17 protein-coding genes are annotated in these 15,793 nt (G+C 69.8%); 7 read left to right on the top strand and 10 right to left on the bottom strand.

Going from position 1 to position 15,793, the window contains the following annotated elements; translation table 11 throughout:
• Positions 1-9 precede the first annotated feature (9 nt).
• Positions 10-816: a carbohydrate ABC transporter permease gene (locus ABZ833_RS25085; RefSeq protein WP_361050815.1), complete on the top strand. Its 807-nt coding sequence runs from the start codon at positions 10-12 to the stop codon at positions 814-816.
• A gap of 8 nt (positions 817-824) precedes the next feature.
• Positions 825-2,318, top strand: a complete 1,494-nt coding sequence (locus ABZ833_RS25080) for a glycoside hydrolase family 3 protein (RefSeq protein ID WP_361050279.1) — start codon at positions 825-827, stop codon at positions 2,316-2,318.
• Between the two features lie 136 nt (positions 2,319-2,454).
• On the opposite strand, the gene nagB is transcribed toward ABZ833_RS25080, so the two are convergent.
• Positions 2,455-3,240, bottom strand: a complete 786-nt coding sequence (nagB, locus tag ABZ833_RS25075; protein WP_249592844.1) for a glucosamine-6-phosphate deaminase — start codon at positions 3,238-3,240, stop codon at positions 2,455-2,457.
• 244 nt (positions 3,241-3,484) lie between these two features.
• Here nagB and ABZ833_RS25070 point away from each other — a divergent pair, with 244 nt between their 5' ends.
• Positions 3,485-4,555 (top strand): SIS domain-containing protein, encoded by a 1,071-nt coding sequence (locus ABZ833_RS25070; RefSeq protein WP_361050275.1) that lies wholly within the window; start codon positions 3,485-3,487, stop codon positions 4,553-4,555.
• A 9-nt stretch (positions 4,556-4,564) separates the two neighbouring features.
• On the opposite strand, the gene ABZ833_RS25065 is transcribed toward ABZ833_RS25070, so the two are convergent.
• Positions 4,565-5,311: an SDR family oxidoreductase gene (locus ABZ833_RS25065; protein ID WP_361050272.1), complete on the bottom strand. Its 747-nt coding sequence runs from the start codon at positions 5,309-5,311 to the stop codon at positions 4,565-4,567.
• Between the two features lie 93 nt (positions 5,312-5,404).
• On the opposite strand from ABZ833_RS25065, the gene ABZ833_RS25060 reads away from it, so the two are divergent.
• Positions 5,405-6,001: a TetR/AcrR family transcriptional regulator gene (locus ABZ833_RS25060; protein WP_361050269.1), complete on the top strand. Its 597-nt coding sequence runs from the start codon at positions 5,405-5,407 to the stop codon at positions 5,999-6,001.
• 346 nt (positions 6,002-6,347) lie between these two features.
• On the top strand, positions 6,348-7,814 hold the full coding sequence (locus tag ABZ833_RS25055) for a PAS domain-containing sensor histidine kinase (RefSeq protein WP_249592843.1): 1,467 nt from the start codon (positions 6,348-6,350) through the stop codon (positions 7,812-7,814).
• Positions 7,815-8,005: 191 nt separating this feature from the next.
• On the opposite strand, the gene ABZ833_RS25050 is transcribed toward ABZ833_RS25055, so the two are convergent.
• Positions 8,006-8,263 carry a WhiB family transcriptional regulator gene (locus ABZ833_RS25050; protein ID WP_016639615.1) on the bottom strand — a complete coding sequence of 86 codons (258 nt, stop codon included), beginning with the start codon at positions 8,261-8,263 and terminating at the stop codon, positions 8,006-8,008.
• Between the two features lie 318 nt (positions 8,264-8,581).
• Positions 8,582-9,550, bottom strand: a complete 969-nt coding sequence (locus tag ABZ833_RS25045) for a diacylglycerol kinase family protein (RefSeq protein WP_249587831.1) — start codon at positions 9,548-9,550, stop codon at positions 8,582-8,584.
• A 92-nt stretch (positions 9,551-9,642) separates the two neighbouring features.
• On the opposite strand from ABZ833_RS25045, the gene ABZ833_RS25040 reads away from it, so the two are divergent.
• A complete protein-coding gene (locus ABZ833_RS25040) occupies positions 9,643-10,095 on the top strand; it encodes a hypothetical protein (protein WP_361050265.1) in 453 nt (150 codons plus the stop codon).
• 57 nt (positions 10,096-10,152) lie between these two features.
• On the opposite strand, the gene ABZ833_RS25035 is transcribed toward ABZ833_RS25040, so the two are convergent.
• The 3 genes from ABZ833_RS25035 to ABZ833_RS25025 form a co-directional block, all read right to left on the bottom strand.
• Entirely contained in the window at positions 10,153-11,217 is a 1,065-nt protein-coding gene (locus ABZ833_RS25035) for an RNA polymerase sigma factor SigF (RefSeq protein ID WP_249587829.1), read from the bottom strand.
• Complete coding sequence (locus ABZ833_RS25030; protein ID WP_030780840.1) at positions 11,214-11,627, bottom strand: anti-sigma regulatory factor; 414 nt, start codon at positions 11,625-11,627, stop codon at positions 11,214-11,216. Before ABZ833_RS25030 ends, ABZ833_RS25035 begins: the two co-directional genes overlap by 4 nt.
• 247 nt (positions 11,628-11,874) lie before the next feature.
• Positions 11,875-12,135: a UBP-type zinc finger domain-containing protein gene (locus tag ABZ833_RS25025; RefSeq protein WP_160507162.1), complete on the bottom strand. Its 261-nt coding sequence runs from the start codon at positions 12,133-12,135 to the stop codon at positions 11,875-11,877.
• A gap of 46 nt (positions 12,136-12,181) precedes the next feature.
• On the opposite strand from ABZ833_RS25025, the gene ABZ833_RS25020 reads away from it, so the two are divergent.
• The gene (locus tag ABZ833_RS25020; protein ID WP_361050260.1) at positions 12,182-13,780 is read left to right on the top strand and encodes a Na+/H+ antiporter; all 1,599 of its coding nucleotides are present in this window, start codon (positions 12,182-12,184) and stop codon (positions 13,778-13,780) included.
• Here the strand turns inward: ABZ833_RS25020 and ABZ833_RS25015 are convergent.
• From ABZ833_RS25015 to ABZ833_RS25005, 3 genes are all read right to left on the bottom strand, one after another.
• Positions 13,759-14,697: a pyridoxal-phosphate dependent enzyme gene (locus ABZ833_RS25015; RefSeq protein WP_361050257.1), complete on the bottom strand. Its 939-nt coding sequence runs from the start codon at positions 14,695-14,697 to the stop codon at positions 13,759-13,761. The genes ABZ833_RS25020 and ABZ833_RS25015 overlap by 22 nt on opposite strands.
• Positions 14,698-14,743: 46 nt before the next feature.
• Positions 14,744-15,334 (bottom strand): N-acetylmuramoyl-L-alanine amidase, encoded by a 591-nt coding sequence (locus tag ABZ833_RS25010; RefSeq protein WP_361050254.1) that lies wholly within the window; start codon positions 15,332-15,334, stop codon positions 14,744-14,746.
• Positions 15,335-15,472: 138 nt separating this feature from the next.
• Positions 15,473-15,721, bottom strand: coding sequence for a hypothetical protein (locus tag ABZ833_RS25005; RefSeq protein WP_249587824.1), 249 nt, complete (start codon positions 15,719-15,721; stop codon positions 15,473-15,475).
• Positions 15,722-15,793: the final 72 nt, after the last annotated feature.

Genomic DNA, 15,793 nt, shown 5'->3' with positions numbered 1-15,793 from the left:
TTCCGACGGATCTGGCCCAACGCGGTGGCCGTCGTGCTCTTCATCGGCTTCGTCTTCCCGGTCTACTGGATGTTCGCCACGGCCTTCAAGCCGACCGGCGACATCATCAGCGAGGACCCGGTGTGGTTCCCGACCGACGCGACGTTCGAGCACTTCAAGACGGCCGTGCAGGCCGACCACTTCTGGACGATGGTCGGCAACTCCCTCACCGTCACGGTGCTCGCCGTGGTCTTCTCGCTGATCATCGGCCTCGCGTCGGCGTTCGCGCTCGCCCGGATGCGGTTCAAGGGCCGCAAGGGCTTCATCATCGGCTTCATGCTGGCCCAGATGGCGCCCTGGGAAGTCATGGTCATCGCGATCTACATGATCGTGCGCGACGCCGACATGCTGAACAGCCTGGTCCCGCTCACCCTCTTCTACATGGTGATGATCCTGCCCTTCACGCTCCTGACGCTGCGCGGCTTCGTCGCCGCGGTGCCGCGTGAGCTGGAGGAGTCGGCGATGGTGGACGGCTGTTCCCGGATGCAGGCGTTCCGCCGCGTGATCCTGCCGCTGCTCGCCCCGGGTCTGATGTCAACCTCGCTCTTCGGATTCATCACCGCCTGGAACGAATTCCCGCTCGTCCTTGTCCTCAACAAGGAGGCGGAAGCCAAGACCCTGCCGGTGTGGCTGTCCGGATTCCAGACCGCCTTCGGCGACGACTGGGGTGCCACCATGGCCGCCGCCTCGCTCTTCGCCATCCCGATCCTGGTCCTCTTCGTCTTCCTGCAGCGCAGGGCCGTCAGCGGTCTGACCGACGGCGCCGTGAAGGGATAACACGCCACATGACGACACTCACCCGCCCCACCGACACCCTGACCCGCGACGCCCTGACCGTCCTGCAGCCCGGCTTCGTCGGGACCAGCGCACCGGACTGGCTGCTCCGCAGGATCGGTGAAGGCCTCGCGTCCGTCGGCCTGTTCGGCCGCAACATCGCCTCGCCCGAACAACTGGCCGCACTGACGGCCCAGTTGCGCGCCGAGCGCGACGACGTCCTGGTCGCCATCGACGAGGAGGGCGGTGACGTGACCCGCCTGGAGGTCCGCTCCGGCTCCTCCTTCCCCGGCAACCACGCGCTCGGCGCGGTCGACGACACGGCACTGACCCGTGACGTGGCCGCCGAGCTCGGCCGCCGGCTCGCCGCGTGCGGCGTCAACCTCAACTGGGCGCCGTCCGCCGACGTCAACTCCAACCCGGACAATCCCGTCATCGGCGTACGTTCCTTCGGCGCGGATCCGCTCCTGGTGGCCCGGCACACCGCCGCGTACGTCGAGGGGCTGCAGTCCGCGGGCGTCGCCGCCTGCACCAAGCACTTCCCGGGGCACGGCGACACCGCGGTCGACTCGCACCACGACGTGCCCCGCATCGGCGTCGACCCCGAGACCCTGCGCGCCCGCGACCTCGCGCCGTTCCGGGCCGCGATCGCCGCGGGCACGCGTGCCGTGATGAGCGCGCACATCCTCGTGCCGTCCCTGGACGCGGAGTACCCGGCGACGCTCTCGCGCCGCATCCTGACGGGCATCCTGCGCGAGGAGCTGAACTTCGACGGCCTCATCGTCACGGACGGCATGGAGATGCAGGCCATCTCCGCCACGTACGGGATCGAGCGCGGCAGCGTCCTCGCCATCGCCGCGGGCGCCGACGCGATCTGCGTGGGCGGCGGCCTCGCGGACGACGAGACGGTCCTGCGCCTGCGGGACGCGCTGGTCGCCGCCGTCCGCACGGGCGAGCTCTCCGAGGAGCGCCTCGCCGACGCGGCCACGCGTGTGCGGGCGCTGGCCCACTGGACCTCGGTGCCGGGCGCGGCCGACCGTTCGGGGGGCGCGCCCGGCACCGAGATCGGTCTGGTCGCGGCCCGCCGCGCCCTGACGGTCACCCGGGGCGAGTCCTACACCGCCCCGCTCACCGAAGCTCCGTTCGTCGCCGCCTTCACCCCGATGGCCAACATCGCGGTGGGCGACGAGACCCCGTGGGGCGTGGCCGCGGAGCTGGAACGCCTGCTCCCCGGCACACAGACGGGCAGCTTCACCGGCGCGGACGCGGGTGCGCTCGCGCTGGCCGAGGCGGGGGAGCGGCGGATCGTGGCCGTCGTCCGCGACGCCCACCGCCACGCGTGGATGGCGGAGTCCCTGAACACCCTGCTGAGCGCCCGCCCCGACACGATCGTGGTCGAGATGGGCGTCCCCCAGTCACCCCCGACGGGCTCCCTGCACATCGCCACACACGGCGCGGCAAGGGTCTGCGGCCTGGCGGCGGCAGAGGTGATCACGGGCGCCTAGGAGCGCCCCATAAGGGGCGCGGGGAACTGCCCGCCAAGCCCCCACGCACCCGCAGGTGTGGCCGCAAACAAAAAGGTGCCGGGGCGCCCCCAGCAGGGGGCGCCCCGGCACCTTCGCGCAAGGCCCAGGGGTCCGGTTAAAGCCCCTGCCAAGCAGGCTTGGCCGCGTACGTCGCCCGGAAGTACTCCCCAAGCTTCAGCTTGGAGGCAGCGGCCTCGTCCACGACGACCGTCGCATGCCGGTGCAACTGCAGGGCCGAAGCCGGAACAACCGCGGCGACAGGTCCCTCCACCGTCGCGGCCACCGCGTCCGCCTTGCCCTCACCCGTGGCGAGCAGCACCAGATGCCGGGCCTCGAGGATCGTCCCGATGCCCTGCGTGATCACGTGGTGCGGCACCTGCTCGATGTCCCCGTCGAAGAACCGCGCGTTGTCCACCCGCGTCTGCTCCGTCAGCGTCTTGATCCGCGTGCGCGAGGCGAGCGAGGAGCACGGTTCGTTGAACCCGATGTGCCCGTCCGTGCCGATCCCGAGCAGCTGGAGGTCCACGCCACCGGCCGCCGCGAGCTCCTGGTCGTACGCCTCGCAGGCCGCCTGCACGTCCTGCGCGCTGCCGTCGGGCCCCATGAAGGACTTCTCGCTGAGCCCCAGCGGCTCGACGACCTCGCGCAGCACCACGGAGCGGTACGACTCGGGGTGCCCGGCGGGCAGCCCCACGTACTCGTCGAGCTGGCAGATCCGCGCCCGCGAGGCATCCACGGCACCGGAGCCGACCTTGGCGGCAAGGGCTTCGTAGATGGGCAGCGGGGTGGATCCGGTGGCGACACCGAGCAGGGCGTCAGGCTTACGGCGCACCAAGGCGGCCATGGCCTCCGCGATGAGCTCGCCGCCTGCCTTGGCGTCCGGGACGATGACAACTTCCACGCTGGGCCTGCCGATCTGGAGAGGGGACTCACGGGTCTGGAGAGGACCCACGGGGGACAATGTGGTATAGACCAATCTAGCAGAGCTGGCCCGCCCAGGCCCCAGGTTCCCGGGCTTCGGTTCACTTCGGTTCGCTTCGGTTCCGGCTTCGGTTCCGGCTTCGGTTCCCGCGTTCCATGCTCGGCTCTCCGGCCCGCCCCCGCCCGTCGAGCAAGCCACGCCCCGAGCGGGGAAAGTGGGAGGCATGACCGCCATGCCAACGGCCCCGCAGAGCGAGCAGCCCGGCCGGATCATGTCCCGGGAGATGTCCGAGCAGCCCGAGGTCCTGCGCCGCCTCCTGCGCACCGGCGCCCCGGAGATCCAGGAGACCGCCCGGCTGGTCGCCGCCAAGAAGCCCCGCTTCGTCCTCCTCACCGCACGCGGCACCTCCGACCACGCCGCTCTCTACGCCAAGTACCTCCTCGAAGTCCGTCTGGGTGTTCCCTGCGGCCTGACCTCCATGTCCACCATCACCGCCTACGGAGCCAAGCCCGACCTGAGGGACGTCCTCGCCGTCACCGTCAGCCAGTCCGGGGGCTCGCCCGACCTGGTGGCCTCGACCCGAGCGGCCCGCGAGGCCGGCGCGATCACCCTCGCGGTGACCAATAACCCCGACTCGGCCCTGGCCGCCGTCTCCGAGCACCACATCGACATCCAGGCCGGCCCGGAGAAGGCGCTCCCCGCCACGAAGACCTACACGGCATCCCTCCTGGCCCTCTATCTCTTCGTCGAGGGACTGCGCGGCGGCGACGGCGCCGCCGCCACCGCACTGCCCGGACTCGCCGCTCAACTCCTGGACCGCCAGCCCGAGATCACGTCCCTCGCCGCCCGCTACCGCTTCGCCGACCGCATGGTCATCACCTCGCGCGGCTACGGCTATCCGACCGCGAAGGAAGCGGCCCTGAAGCTGATGGAGACGAGCTACATCCCCGCCCTCGCCTACTCCGGGGCCGACCTGCTGCACGGCCCGCTCGCCATGGTCGACAACATCTCGCCCGTCATCGCGGTCGTCACCGACGGCAGAGGGGGGCAGGCCCTGCAACCGGTCCTCGACCGCCTGCGCGGACGCGGCGCCGATCTCGTGGTCGTCGGCCCGAAGGCCCAGGTCGAGCAGGCGTCGGCCGGTTTCGTCCTGCCGACCGATGGCGTACCGGAAGAGCTCCAGCCGATCCTGGAGATCATCCCGCTCCAGCTGCTCGCCCACGAGGTCACCATCGCCCGCGGCCAGGACCCGGACGCCCCGCGCGCCCTGGCGAAGGTCACGGAGACCCGCTGACGCGGGGCGTCACACCCCGAGCACCGAGCCGCCCGTCGCGTCGATGTACTGGCCGGTGATCCACCGCGCGTCGTCGGAGGCGACGAAGCTGACGATGTCCGCCACGTCCGCGGGCTGGCCTATGCGGTCGAAGGTCGAGTACCCGGCCATCTCGGAGCGCTGCGCCTCGGGAATCCCCTCCATCATCTCCGTCTCGATGATCCCCGGCGCCACCGCGTTGACCGTGATTCCGCGCGGGCCCAGGTCCTGCGCCAGGGTGTGCGTCAGGACATTCAGCGCGCCCTTCGTCATCGAGTACCCGATCGTGATCGGGAAGGCGATGCGGGTGACGCCCGAGGAGATGTTGATGATCCGGCCGCCGTCGCGCAGCCGGTCGAGACCCTTCTGGATGACGAAGAACGGCGCCTTCACATTGACTGCGAACACCCGGTCGTAATCCGCCTCCTGGACCTCTCCCACCTGGCTGTAGAGCCCGATCCCCGCGTTGTTCACCAGGATGTCCAGGCCGTCGGCGTGCCGGTCGAACTCGGTCCACAGGGCGTCGGCGTCACCGGGGACGCCCAGCTCCGTGCCGAAGGCGAAGGCGGAGCCCCCCGCGGCCTCGATCGCCGTGACCGTCTCCTTCGCCGCCGTCTCATTGCTGCCGTAATGCACGGCGACCCGTGCGCCGTCCCGCCCGAGCCGCTCGGCGATGCCCCGCCCGATGCCGCGGCTTCCGCCCGTGACCAGTGCCGTCTTCCCCGCAAGCGCGCCCATGAGAGCCGCCCCCTATTTCTCTAGTGGTCGTTACAGAAAGAACCGTAGCCGACCCCGGGCCGTTTTTCTAGCGCCCGCTATACAATTCACTCCATGGCGACGAAACAGCGCGGGCGCCCCCGCTCCTTCGACCGGGAGACCGCACTGGAGCAGGCCCTGAGCACCTTCTGGGAGCACGGGTACGAGGCGACATCGGTCACGGACCTCACCCGGGCCATGGGCATCGGCGCCCCCAGCATGTACGCGGCCTTCGGTGACAAGCAGTCACTGTTCGAGGAGGTCGTGGTGCTGTACGGGCGGACGCACGGCTCCATCAGCGAGCGCGCCTTCGCGCAGGAGCCGACCGTCCGCGGCGGAGTCGCACGGATGCTGCGCGAGGCCGCGGACAAGTACACGGAAGACGGGCACCCCCGCGGCTGCCTCGTCATCTACGCCGCGACGAACTGCGCGACGCCGGAGGTCGAAGCCGCCCTGCGCGACCGGCGCAACGCCAACATCAGCTCCATCGAGAGCCGCATCAGGGCCGCCACCGCCACGGGCGAGCTCCCCCCGCACACGGACGCCCCCGCCCTGGCCCGCTACACCGGAGCCGTGCTCCAGGGCATGTCCCAGCAGTCCCGCGACGGCGCGAGCCGGCAGGAGCTGGAAGCGGTCGCCGAGCTGGCCATGCGGGTCTGGCCCGAGGTATAAGTCCGCAGGGACGGCGGAAGTCCGCCGGGCGACAAGTGAGAGAAAGAGACAACAACAAACATCTGCCGACGCGTAGACACAGGAGAATGGTCTAGTCCACAATGCGTTGGTAAAGCATCCGTCCTTCCCGCACAGGAGGACGGACCGAGGAGCCGGCACTCTCTGCCCTGACCGTGTCGGATCCTCCGATCGACCGTCCGGTACCGCACATTCCGGTGGTCGGTGTTCCTGAAGGGCTGCGGTGCCGTGGGTGGGTTGAGGGTCCCGCCCTGGCGCCGCGGCTCGTCGGGAATCGCCCCGAGCGGACCCGCCGGACCTGCCAGGTACGCTCGCACACGTGCCCTCCATGAACGACCTCGTCCGCCAGCACACCGCTCTCGGTGACTCTGATCTCGAGTGGCTGCATCTGCTGGTCTCGGAGTGGCAGCTGCTCTCCGACCTCTCCTTCGCCGACCTCGTGCTGTGGGTCCCCACGCGCGACGGAACCCGCTATGTCTCCGTGGCGCAGATGCGGCCCAACACCGGCCCCACCTCCTACCAGGACGACATGGTCGGCCACCTCGTCCCGCGCGGACGCCGCCCACTGCTCGACGCCGCCCTGGACGAGGGCCGCATCGTGCGCGAGGGCGACCCCGAGTGGCGCGAAGAGGTGCCGGTGCGGGTCGAGTCCATTCCCGTACGCAGGGAAGGGCGCGTCCTGGGCGTCATCGCCCGCAACACGAACCTCCTCACGGTGCGTACCCCCTCACGCCTGGAGCTGACCTACCTCCAGTCGGCGTCTGACCTGGCGCAGATGATCGCCGCCGGGTCCTTCCCCTTCCCCGGCCAGCAGGTCGACATGGACGCGTCCCCGCGCGTGGGCGACGGTCTGCTCCGCCTCGACGCCGACGGCATCGTCCAGTACGCGTCGCCGAACGCCCTCTCCGCGTACCACCGCCTCGGCCTCGCCGCCGATCTGGTCGGTCACCACCTGGGCACGGCGACCGCCGAACTCGCCCCGTCCCGCGGCCCGGTGGACGAGGCGCTCGCCAAGGTCGCCAGCGGCTGGGCGCCCCGCGAGTTCGAGATCGAGGGCGGCGACGGCGTGATCCAGCTCCGCGCGATCCCGCTCAAGCCCAAGGGCCCGCGCATCGGTTCGCTCGTACTGCTGCGCGACGTCACCGAACTGCGCCGTCGCGAGCGGGAGTTGATCACCAAGGACGCGACCATCCGGGAGATCCACCACCGGGTGAAGAACAACCTCCAGACGGTCGCCGCACTCCTGCGCCTCCAGGCGCGCCGCATCGACTCCGCCACCGGCCGCGAGGCGCTCGAAGAGGCCGTGCGCCGCGTGGGGTCCATCGCCATCGTGCACGAGACGCTGTCCCAGAACCTCGACGAGCGCGTGGAGTTCGACGAGATCGCCGACCGCGTCCTCGCGATGGTGGCGGAGATCTCGCCCGGCAAGGTCACCGGCCGGCGCACCGGACGCTTCGGCATCCTGGACGCCGAGGTCGCGACCCCGCTGTCGATGGTCCTCACGGAGGTTCTGCAGAACGCCCTGGAGCACGGCTTCCAGGAAGGCGACACCGGAACGGTCGAGGTCTCGGCCGTTCGCGGCGGCACCAGCAAGGACGCCCGTCTGCTCATCACCGTCCAGGACGACGGCGTCGGCCTGCCCGACGGTTTCGACCCGCACCGCTCCGGCAACCTCGGCCTGCAGATCGTCCGCACCCTGGTCGAGGGCGAGATGGGCGGCACGTTCGACATGGTGCGGGCCCCGGAGCGCGGTACGCAGGTCGTCCTCGACATCCCGGTGCGCGGCGACAAGTAGCGCCGGGGGCAAGGAAGATCGCCTGCCCGAAGCCGCACATGCAAAGCAGTGAGCCCCGGACCGAAGTGGTCCGGGGCTCACTGCTCACGTTGCGTTGCGCATCGGGGGTACTGCGCGGCTGCGGCTCGGGGGCGGGAGATGCGTACTCGCTGTACGCGCCGCCGGGCTCAGGCTCGTAGGGGGCGTGAGCGTCAGGCGCTTGCCTGGCGTGCACGGTTGCGAGCGGCGCGACGCTTCATTGCGCGGCGCTCGTCCTCGCTGAGGCCACCCCAGACGCCGGAGTCCTGGCCGGACTCAAGCGCCCACTGCAGGCACTGCTCCATGACGGGGCAGCGGCGGCAGACGGCCTTGGCTTCCTCGATCTGCAGCAGCGCAGGACCGGTGTTGCCGATGGGGAAGAAGAGCTCGGGGTCTTCCTCGCGGCAAACGGCGTTGTGACGCCAGTCCATGGCTGCTACCTCTCCTTGGTATTACATGCAGGTTGCTTGTGAATGTGAACGCTTTCACGAATCCCTCGACAACGGAAGGGACTTTCGTCACATGCGCGACGATGTCCTATGAGTTGAGGAGGGGGTTCTGGCTCTCTGTGGGGCCGATGTTGCGGGCCGTCCCGATCGCCATGTAGAGATTCGCAAACCTCGGCGGCGGATACAACCCCTTCCGGCAAGTTTTTTTTGATTCCTCAGTGTCGACTGGGTCACAGCCGTACTTCTAAGGGGTGGACCCTGGCCTAAACGTTCGAGTGAAAGGACTTTGGGCCCTTCTACTCACACAATCACACGCAGTGCACGGCGTACGCCTGTGAACGTCACGCTCGTGCGCAGCCCCAGGTGGTCACCGTCCATCTGAAGGGGGAGCGGCACCTTCGAATGCAAGGTGAAGTCGGTGAGGTCATGGAGCGTAACCGCGTGCTTGCCGTGTGGTCCGCGATCGGGCGTCGACGTCAGGAGCTGCGTCCCGTACCGGGCCACCGCGGTGGTGGAGAGCTTCTTCAGACCGAGCACGTCCAGGCCCGTGTCGAAGGAGGCCTGCGGGGACGCGTACATCGGGCGATTGCCCAGGTAGGTGTAGGGAGAGGTGTTGCAGACTATGGAGAGCACGAGGTCGGTCACCGGGTCCTCGCCGGCCCGTTCCAGCGTGATCATTCCGTGCCTGCGGTGCGGCTCGTCGAGGAACTGACGGAACACCTGGCGCAAATACAGCGCATGGGTGGACCGCTTCCCGCGCTCCCTCTGTTGTTCGACCCGGCCCACCACTCCGGCGTCGAAGCCGAATCCGGCGGCGAAAGTGAACCAGTGCCCGGGGACGGCTTCATCCTCCGTGCCGGGGGTGCCCGACAGGTGGCCCAGGCTCACTGTCCGTTCGCTTCCCTCACGCAACGCGTCGAGCAGGGCGCCGGTCGCCTCCACCGCGTCGTTGGGCAGACCGAGCGCGCGCGCGAAGACATTGGTGGACCCGCCGGGGACGACGGCGAGGCGGGGCAGACGGTCCGGGGCGGGGCCGTCGTGCAGCAGTCCGTTGACGACCTCGTTGACCGTGCCGTCCCCGCCGAGGGCGACGACCAGCTCGATGTCCTTGCTCTGAGCGGCCTGTCTGCCGAGGTCCCGGGCATGGCCGCGGTACTCGGTGGTGACCGCCTCGAGTTTCATCTCGCTCGCCAGCGCGTGGATCAGTACGTCACGCGTGCGCGCGCTGGTGGTGGTTGCCGCTGGGTTGACCACAAGGAGTGCACGCATGCGAAGCAGAGTACCTAGCGGTCTTTACCTGGCCTAGACCGAGGGTGCGGACCGGGGCCCGGAGCGCGGACACGCACAGCTACGCTGCAAGGGTGAGTACTGAGCGGAACCCCACCCCCGAAGCCCCGGAACCAGGCCCGCGTCCCGGACGTCTGACGGCCGCCGCGGCCCTCGCCGCACTGGAGGGCGTCGCACTCATCGCCGCCGGTGTCTACATGCTCGTGATGGGCCTCGCGGGTGACCCGGACAACCCGGAACAGGCCACGACGGGCGGCATCACGCTGATCGTCCTCGCGCTCCTGCCCCTGCTCGCGGCCCGCGGTCTCCTGCTCCGCCGCAGCTGGAGCCGGGGGCCCGCCATCATCACGCAGATCATGGCGCTTCCGGTGGCCTGGCAGCTGCTGCAGGCCGACAGCATGGCCATCCCGGCAGGCATCGCGCTCGCCGCCGTCGCGGTGGCCGCGCTCGTCCTGCTGGTCAACCCCGCCACGACCGAGGCGCTCGGCATCAAGGGCCCGGGGAACGTACAGGACGACGTGAAGTAGCCGTCCCGCACGAGACGTCCCGAAGGAGCAGGCCAGGAGGGGCGGCCTGCTCCTTCGTCACTCCTCGACGAGGAGCTTCTCGCGCAGCTGCGCGAGTGTGCGGGCGAGAAGCCGGGAGACGTGCATCTGGGAGATGCCGACTTCCTGTGCGATCTGCGACTGCGTCATGTTGCCGAAGAACCGCAGCAGCAGGATGCGCTTCTCGCGCGGTGGAAGGTCTTCCAGGAGCGGTTTGAGGGACTCCCTGTACTCGACGCCCTCCAGGGCCTCGTCCTCCGCGCCCAGGGTGTCCGCGACCGCCGGGGACTCGTCGTCCGTGTCCGGGACGTCCAGGGACAGCGTGGAGTACGCGTTGGCGGACTCCAGGCCCTCCAGGACCTCCTCCTCCGAGATGCCCAGCTTCTCGGCGAGCTCGTGCACGGTGGGGGAGCGGCCGTGCAGCTGGGACAGCTCGGCGGTCGCCGTGGTCAGGGCGAGCCGCAGCTCCTGAAGGCGCCGCGGGACCCGGACCGCCCAGCCCTTGTCGCGGAAGTGGCGCTTGATCTCGCCGACGACCGTGGGCGTCGCGTACGTGGAGAACTCCACGCCGCGCTCCGGGTCGAAGCGGTCGACGGACTTGATCAGGCCGATGGTGGCGACCTGCGTCAGGTCGTCAAGGGGCTCGCCGCGGTTGCGGAAACGGCGGGCCAGGTGCTCGACGAGCGGCAGGTGCATGCGGACCAGCCGGTTGCGCAGCTCCGCGTACTCGGGGCTGCCGTCCTTCAGCTCGCGCAGCTCGATGAACATCGCGCGTGCACCGCTGCGGTCCTGCGGATTATGCCGGGTGTGCTGCTGCTCACCGTGTTCGCTCATGTATCCCGCCCGTTGCGCGCCGCCCCGGGCGGAGGGCTTTGCGCGCTCCTCCTGGGCGGTCGGCTCTGCCTGCTCCGACGCATCGGCCACAGTCGACGGACCCGGCTGCTCCGGATCCTGAGGGTGCGGCCTGGCCTGCTGCTCGGGGATGCCCGTGAACGCCGGCTCCGACGGAGCCTCGCGCCCCCTCGTCGGTGTTCCTCCCCGACGACCGGACAGACCACGTGTGCCGCGCTCTTCGTCCCGCACCGGCCCCTCCCCGTCCCTCACGCCGGCCCGGGTCCCGCGCCGCGCTTCTTGTAGAGGCTGATCGAGACGGTGTTGTCCTCGGCCACGGTGGAGTCGACCTGACCCGCGAGGGCGGACAGCACAGTCCAGGCGAAGGTGTCCCGCTCCGGGGCCCGGCCATCGGTGGTCGGTGCTGAGACGGTCACCTCAAGGGAGTCGTCGACGAGCCGGAAGACGCAGCTGAGCACCGAACCGGGCACGGCCTGTTGAAGCAGGATCGCGCAGGCCTCGTCGACCGCGATGCGGAGGTCCTCGATCTCGTCGAGAGTGAAGTCCAAACGCGCCGCGAGACCGGCCGTGGCCGTACGCAGCACCGACAGGTAGGCACCCGCAGCCGGAAGGCGGACCTCGACGAAGTCCTGATTCCCGGGCTCGCCTGCGATCTGGGACACCCTCACCTCCAAGGTGGTACAAGCACTTTCGGGGCTCCAGGTCCGCCGTCCAGCGGCGGTCCGGACTGCGTCACACGGGTAACGCACCACGTAGTTCTGCGGTGACGCTACCGCGCTCCCCAGTTCCGTGTCCCGGGGACCCCGCTCCGTTGCTGTCACTCATAGTAAGCCTAAGGGTACGGAGAGTGGCTAGGGGTCTCGCGGTCCCAATTGGAGAGTACGGGCGTCGGGTTGACGTACCCAGGCCTCAGACGATCGAACCGTCCACGAAGCACCAACGCCAGCTCTCACCCGGTTCGAAGGTCCTCATCACCGCGTGTCCGGTGTCCTTGAAGTGTGCCGTCGCGTGCTGGAAGGGCGAGGAGTCGCAGCAGCCCACATGCCCGCAGTCCAGACAGAGGCGCAGTTGCACCGGGTGACTGCCGACGGCCAGGCACTCGGGGCAGGTCTCGCTCAGCGGCGCGGGCTCGGGGTGAGGCAGCGCTGCGACGTGCGGGCACTCATTCATGATTGCCAGGTTACGACGGGAACGGGTATCTCGGAGGGCCGGACCGATGGACGTATTGCCCCTGGTGGCGCTGATCGCGGCGAGTGCCGCGGTGGCCGGAGCCGCGCGCTGGACGCCGGTGCCCGCACCGCTGCTGCTCGTCGCGGCCGGGCTCGTCGCCGCCTACGTGCCGGGAGTCCCGGACTACCACCTGGACCCGCACATCGTGCTGCCGCTGATCCTGCCGCCCCTGCTGCACACCGCGGCCCTGGAGAGCTCGTACCTGGATCTGCGCGCCAACATCAGACCCGTGGCGCTGCTCTCGGTCGGGTACACGCTGTTCGCGACCCTCGCCGTCGGCTGGCTCGCGTATCTGCTGATCCCCGACCTGCCGCTGACCGCCGCGCTGGTCCTCGGCGCGGTGATCGCGCCGCCGGACGCGGTGGCTGCCACGGCCATCGCGCGGAAGGTGGGCCTGCCGTCGCGGATCACCACGATCCTGCAGGGCGAGTCGCTGGTGAACGACGCGACCGCGATCACCGCCTACAAGGTCGCCCTGGCGGCGGCGGTCGGCGAGGGCGCCAGCTGGGCGGGCGGGATCAGGGAGTTCCTGATGGCCGCGGTCGGCGGGGTCGGTGTCGGGCTGATCCTCATGGTGCCGATCCACTGGCTGCGCCGGCACATGAAGGAGGCGATGCTCCAGAACACCCTCTCCTTGCTGATCCCCTTCGTCGCGTACGCCGCCGCCGAGCAGGTCGGGGCCTCCGGAGTGCTCGCCGTGGTCGTCGTCGCCCTGTTCCTGGGGCACCGCTCCTGGGAGGTCGACTTCGAGACGCGGCTGCAGGAGGCCGCCGTGTGGAAGGTGGTCGCGTTCATCCTGGAGTCGGCGGTCTTCGCGCTGATCGGCCTGCAGCTGCCGCTCGTGGTCGAAGGGCTCGGCGAGTACAGCGGCGTACAGGTGGCCTGGTACGCGCTGGGGGTCTTCTTCTTCGTCGTGCTCGCGCGCTTCGTGTGGTCGTATCCGGCGACCTATCTGCCGAGGCTCCTGTCGACGCGCATCAAGGAGCGGGAGAGCGACATGGACTGGCGGCGGCCGCTGATCGTCAGCTGGGCCGGGATGCGCGGCGTGGTGTCCCTGGCGATCGCCTTCTCGATCCCGCTCGTCATGGACGACGGGGAGCCGTTTCCCGCGCGCAACCTCGTGCTGTTCCTGACCTTCACCACGGTGATCGGCACGCTGGTCGTGCAGGGGCTCTCGCTGCCGTGGCTGATCCGGGTCCTGAAGCTGCCGGGGCGGGACACGCAGGCTCAGACACTCGCGGAGGCGCAGGCGCAGAACGCCGCCTCGCAGGCCGCGGAGCAGCGGGTGGACGAACTCATGGAGGACGAGCGCAACTGCCTCCCACAGCCCCTCCAGGACCGTCTGCGGACCGTCCTCGAGCGACGGCGCAACTCCGTGTGGGAACGGCTCGGTCAACCCAACCCGGTGACGGGGGAGTCGGCGGACGACACCTACCGCCGGCTCACCCGTGAGGCGATCGCCGCCGAGCGGGAGGTGTTCGTGAAGATGCGGGACGAGCGGCGCATCGACGACGAGATGATGCGGACGCTGCTGCGGAAGCTGGACCTGGAGGAGGCCGCGGCCTACCGGGAGGTCGAGGACTGAGCCGCGGGCGGCGCGGGCTCCGTGGCCGTGATCACCGCGGTGACCTGGGTGCCGGGGGCAAACGCGCCCTCTTCGGAGAGGGCTGTCAGCGCGTACAGGAGCTTGGCCACGTAGACGCGCTCCACGGGGAGACCGTGCCGGTCCTCGAAGTCGTTTGCGAACGCGGTGAGTTCGGGAGGCGTACGGGCGTAGCCGCCGAAGTGGAAGCGTTCGTCCAGGTGCCAGTTGGCGGTGGGTGCGCCGAAGGCCCGCTCTTGCAGCGCCCGTATCTCGGGGCCGAGGAAGCCGCCCTTGAGCACCGGTATGCCGAGGGCGCGCTGGTCCGGGGCGAGGCCCGCGGCCATTCCGGCCAGGGTGCCGCCGGTGCCGCAGGCCACGGCCGCCGTGTGGGCGTGGCCGCGCAGCTCCTCGCCCAGGGCCGTGCAGCCTTGTACGGCGAGGGAGTTGCTGCCCCCTTCGGGGATGACGTAGGGGTGGCCGGCGCCGGTCGCGCGCAGGAGGGCGGCCAGGACCTCCGGGTCGGTCTTCCTGCGGTACGTCGACCGGTCGACGAAGTGCAGGCGCATTCCGTCGGCGGCGCATTGCGTCAGTGACGGGTTCAGGGGGCGCTCGGCGAGTTCGTCGCCGCGGACCACGCCGATCGTTTCCATGCCGAGGAAGCGGCCCGCCGCGGCGGTCGCCCTGAGGTGGTTGGAGTAGGCGCCGCCGAAGGTCAGCAGGACCTCGTGTCCCGCTGCGACGGCGGCGGCCAGGTTCGGGGAGAGCTTGCGGTATTTGTTGCCGGGCAGATCCGGGTGGATCAGGTCGTCCCGCTTGAGTGCGAGGGTGAGGCCGTGCCGCGTGAACCGGTCGTCCCGGAGCTCCTGGAGCGGGGACGGGAGTCTGGGGCGCGGGCTGGTCGGCGGGGTGGTGCTCACCCCGCCATTCTGCCCGGCACCGTGCCGGCGGGCACGGTCACGGCTGCTACTTGAGGCGTTCCCCGATGCGTTCCCGCATCGCGTCCATGGTGAAGCCCCGGGGGTCCACCTTGCCCGGCTGCCACTCCAGGTGGCCGATCACCGAGCGTTCGGTCCAGCCGTGGTGGCGGCAGATGGCCGCCGAGACCCTCTCGATCGCCTCCAGCTGCTCGGCGGGCCAGGGATCCTCGCCGTCGCCGAGGTTCTCGCACTCGAAGCCGTAGAAGTGGCGGTTTCCGTCGGTGTTCGCCTCGTTGTCCGGCGGCAGCCTCTTCTCGGCGATGACCGCGCGCAGGACGTCGTCGTCGCCCAGGCCCGCGTGGTTGGCGCGGCCGTACCCGACGAGGTGGACGCGGCCGTCCTTGGTGATGACGCCGTGACAGAGCGGACCGGGCAGCGAGGGGTGTCCGTCGCGGCAGAGCTCCACCGTCCGCTGGCTGCCCGATGTGACCGTGTGGTGGATCATCACGCCGTGCACGGGGCCCCACGGCCCCTTGTGGTTGCGGTTGTGGTGTTCCCAGTCACCGACTTCGACGACTGTCGCACCTTCGTCTCTGAGGATGTCGAGGAACCTGCCCGCAGACATGGGTGGGGCCATGGCCGACTCCTTTGCGGAGCACGACGGCCGCCGACCGCGGACCGTCTTGTAAGCCCGCTTTTACCCGGAACCACGGTGCCCGGACCAGCCGTTCGGAACTATTCCGTTGCTGTTCGGGCACCGTGCGAGCCGATTAGGTCAGCCGCGGTGGTCGCCGCTGTGCAGGAACGCGTCGCCGTTCGTCGCGATGTGTGCCTCCAGCGCCTGCAGGGCCTGCTGGGTGGCCTGGGGGGTGCCCGTGCCGTGCTGCTGCGCGTAATACGCCGCGCCCAGCTTCTTCAGGAGATCGCCGCCCGTGCGCTGTGCCTGGACCTCGTCGATCTTCTGCTTGCCCTGGTTGAGTCCGCGCTGCGCCTGTTCCTTGGCGCGATCCAGGAAGCCTGCCATTGCCGTCTCCTACGGATTGGTGCGGATTGGTACATATCGCTTCAGAGCGTATCCGTCGTTGTGTCCTGTTCA

The sequence above is a fragment of the Streptomyces sp. NPDC047525 genome (assembly GCF_040643025.1).
Taxonomy (GTDB): domain Bacteria; phylum Actinomycetota; class Actinomycetes; order Streptomycetales; family Streptomycetaceae; genus Streptomyces; species Streptomyces durmitorensis.
The sequence above is the reverse complement of the archived record's forward strand: the minus strand, read 5'-3'. Positions and strand labels throughout refer to the sequence as shown.

What these genes read in the sequence shown, in the direction of transcription:
- ABZ833_RS25080 (WP_361050279.1), top strand. Translation starts at nt 825, where the DNA reads ATGACGACACTCACCCGCCCCACCGACACCCTGACCCGCGACGCCCTG.
- ABZ833_RS25070 (WP_361050275.1), top strand. Translation starts at nt 3,485, where the DNA reads ATGACCGCCATGCCAACGGCCCCGCAGAGCGAGCAGCCCGGCCGGATC.
- ABZ833_RS25065 (WP_361050272.1), bottom strand. Translation starts at nt 5,311, where the DNA reads ATGGGCGCGCTTGCGGGGAAGACGGCACTGGTCACGGGCGGAAGCCGC.
- ABZ833_RS25060 (WP_361050269.1), top strand. Translation starts at nt 5,405, where the DNA reads ATGGCGACGAAACAGCGCGGGCGCCCCCGCTCCTTCGACCGGGAGACC.
- ABZ833_RS25055 (WP_249592843.1), top strand. Translation starts at nt 6,348, where the DNA reads ATGAACGACCTCGTCCGCCAGCACACCGCTCTCGGTGACTCTGATCTC.
- ABZ833_RS25050 (WP_016639615.1), bottom strand. Translation starts at nt 8,263, where the DNA reads ATGGACTGGCGTCACAACGCCGTTTGCCGCGAGGAAGACCCCGAGCTC.
- ABZ833_RS25045 (WP_249587831.1), bottom strand. Translation starts at nt 9,550, where the DNA reads ATGCGTGCACTCCTTGTGGTCAACCCAGCGGCAACCACCACCAGCGCG.
- ABZ833_RS25025 (WP_160507162.1), bottom strand. Translation starts at nt 12,135, where the DNA reads ATGAATGAGTGCCCGCACGTCGCAGCGCTGCCTCACCCCGAGCCCGCG.
- ABZ833_RS25020 (WP_361050260.1), top strand. Translation starts at nt 12,182, where the DNA reads ATGGACGTATTGCCCCTGGTGGCGCTGATCGCGGCGAGTGCCGCGGTG.
- ABZ833_RS25010 (WP_361050254.1), bottom strand. Translation starts at nt 15,334, where the DNA reads ATGGCCCCACCCATGTCTGCGGGCAGGTTCCTCGACATCCTCAGAGAC.
- ABZ833_RS25005 (WP_249587824.1), bottom strand. Translation starts at nt 15,721, where the DNA reads ATGGCAGGCTTCCTGGATCGCGCCAAGGAACAGGCGCAGCGCGGACTC.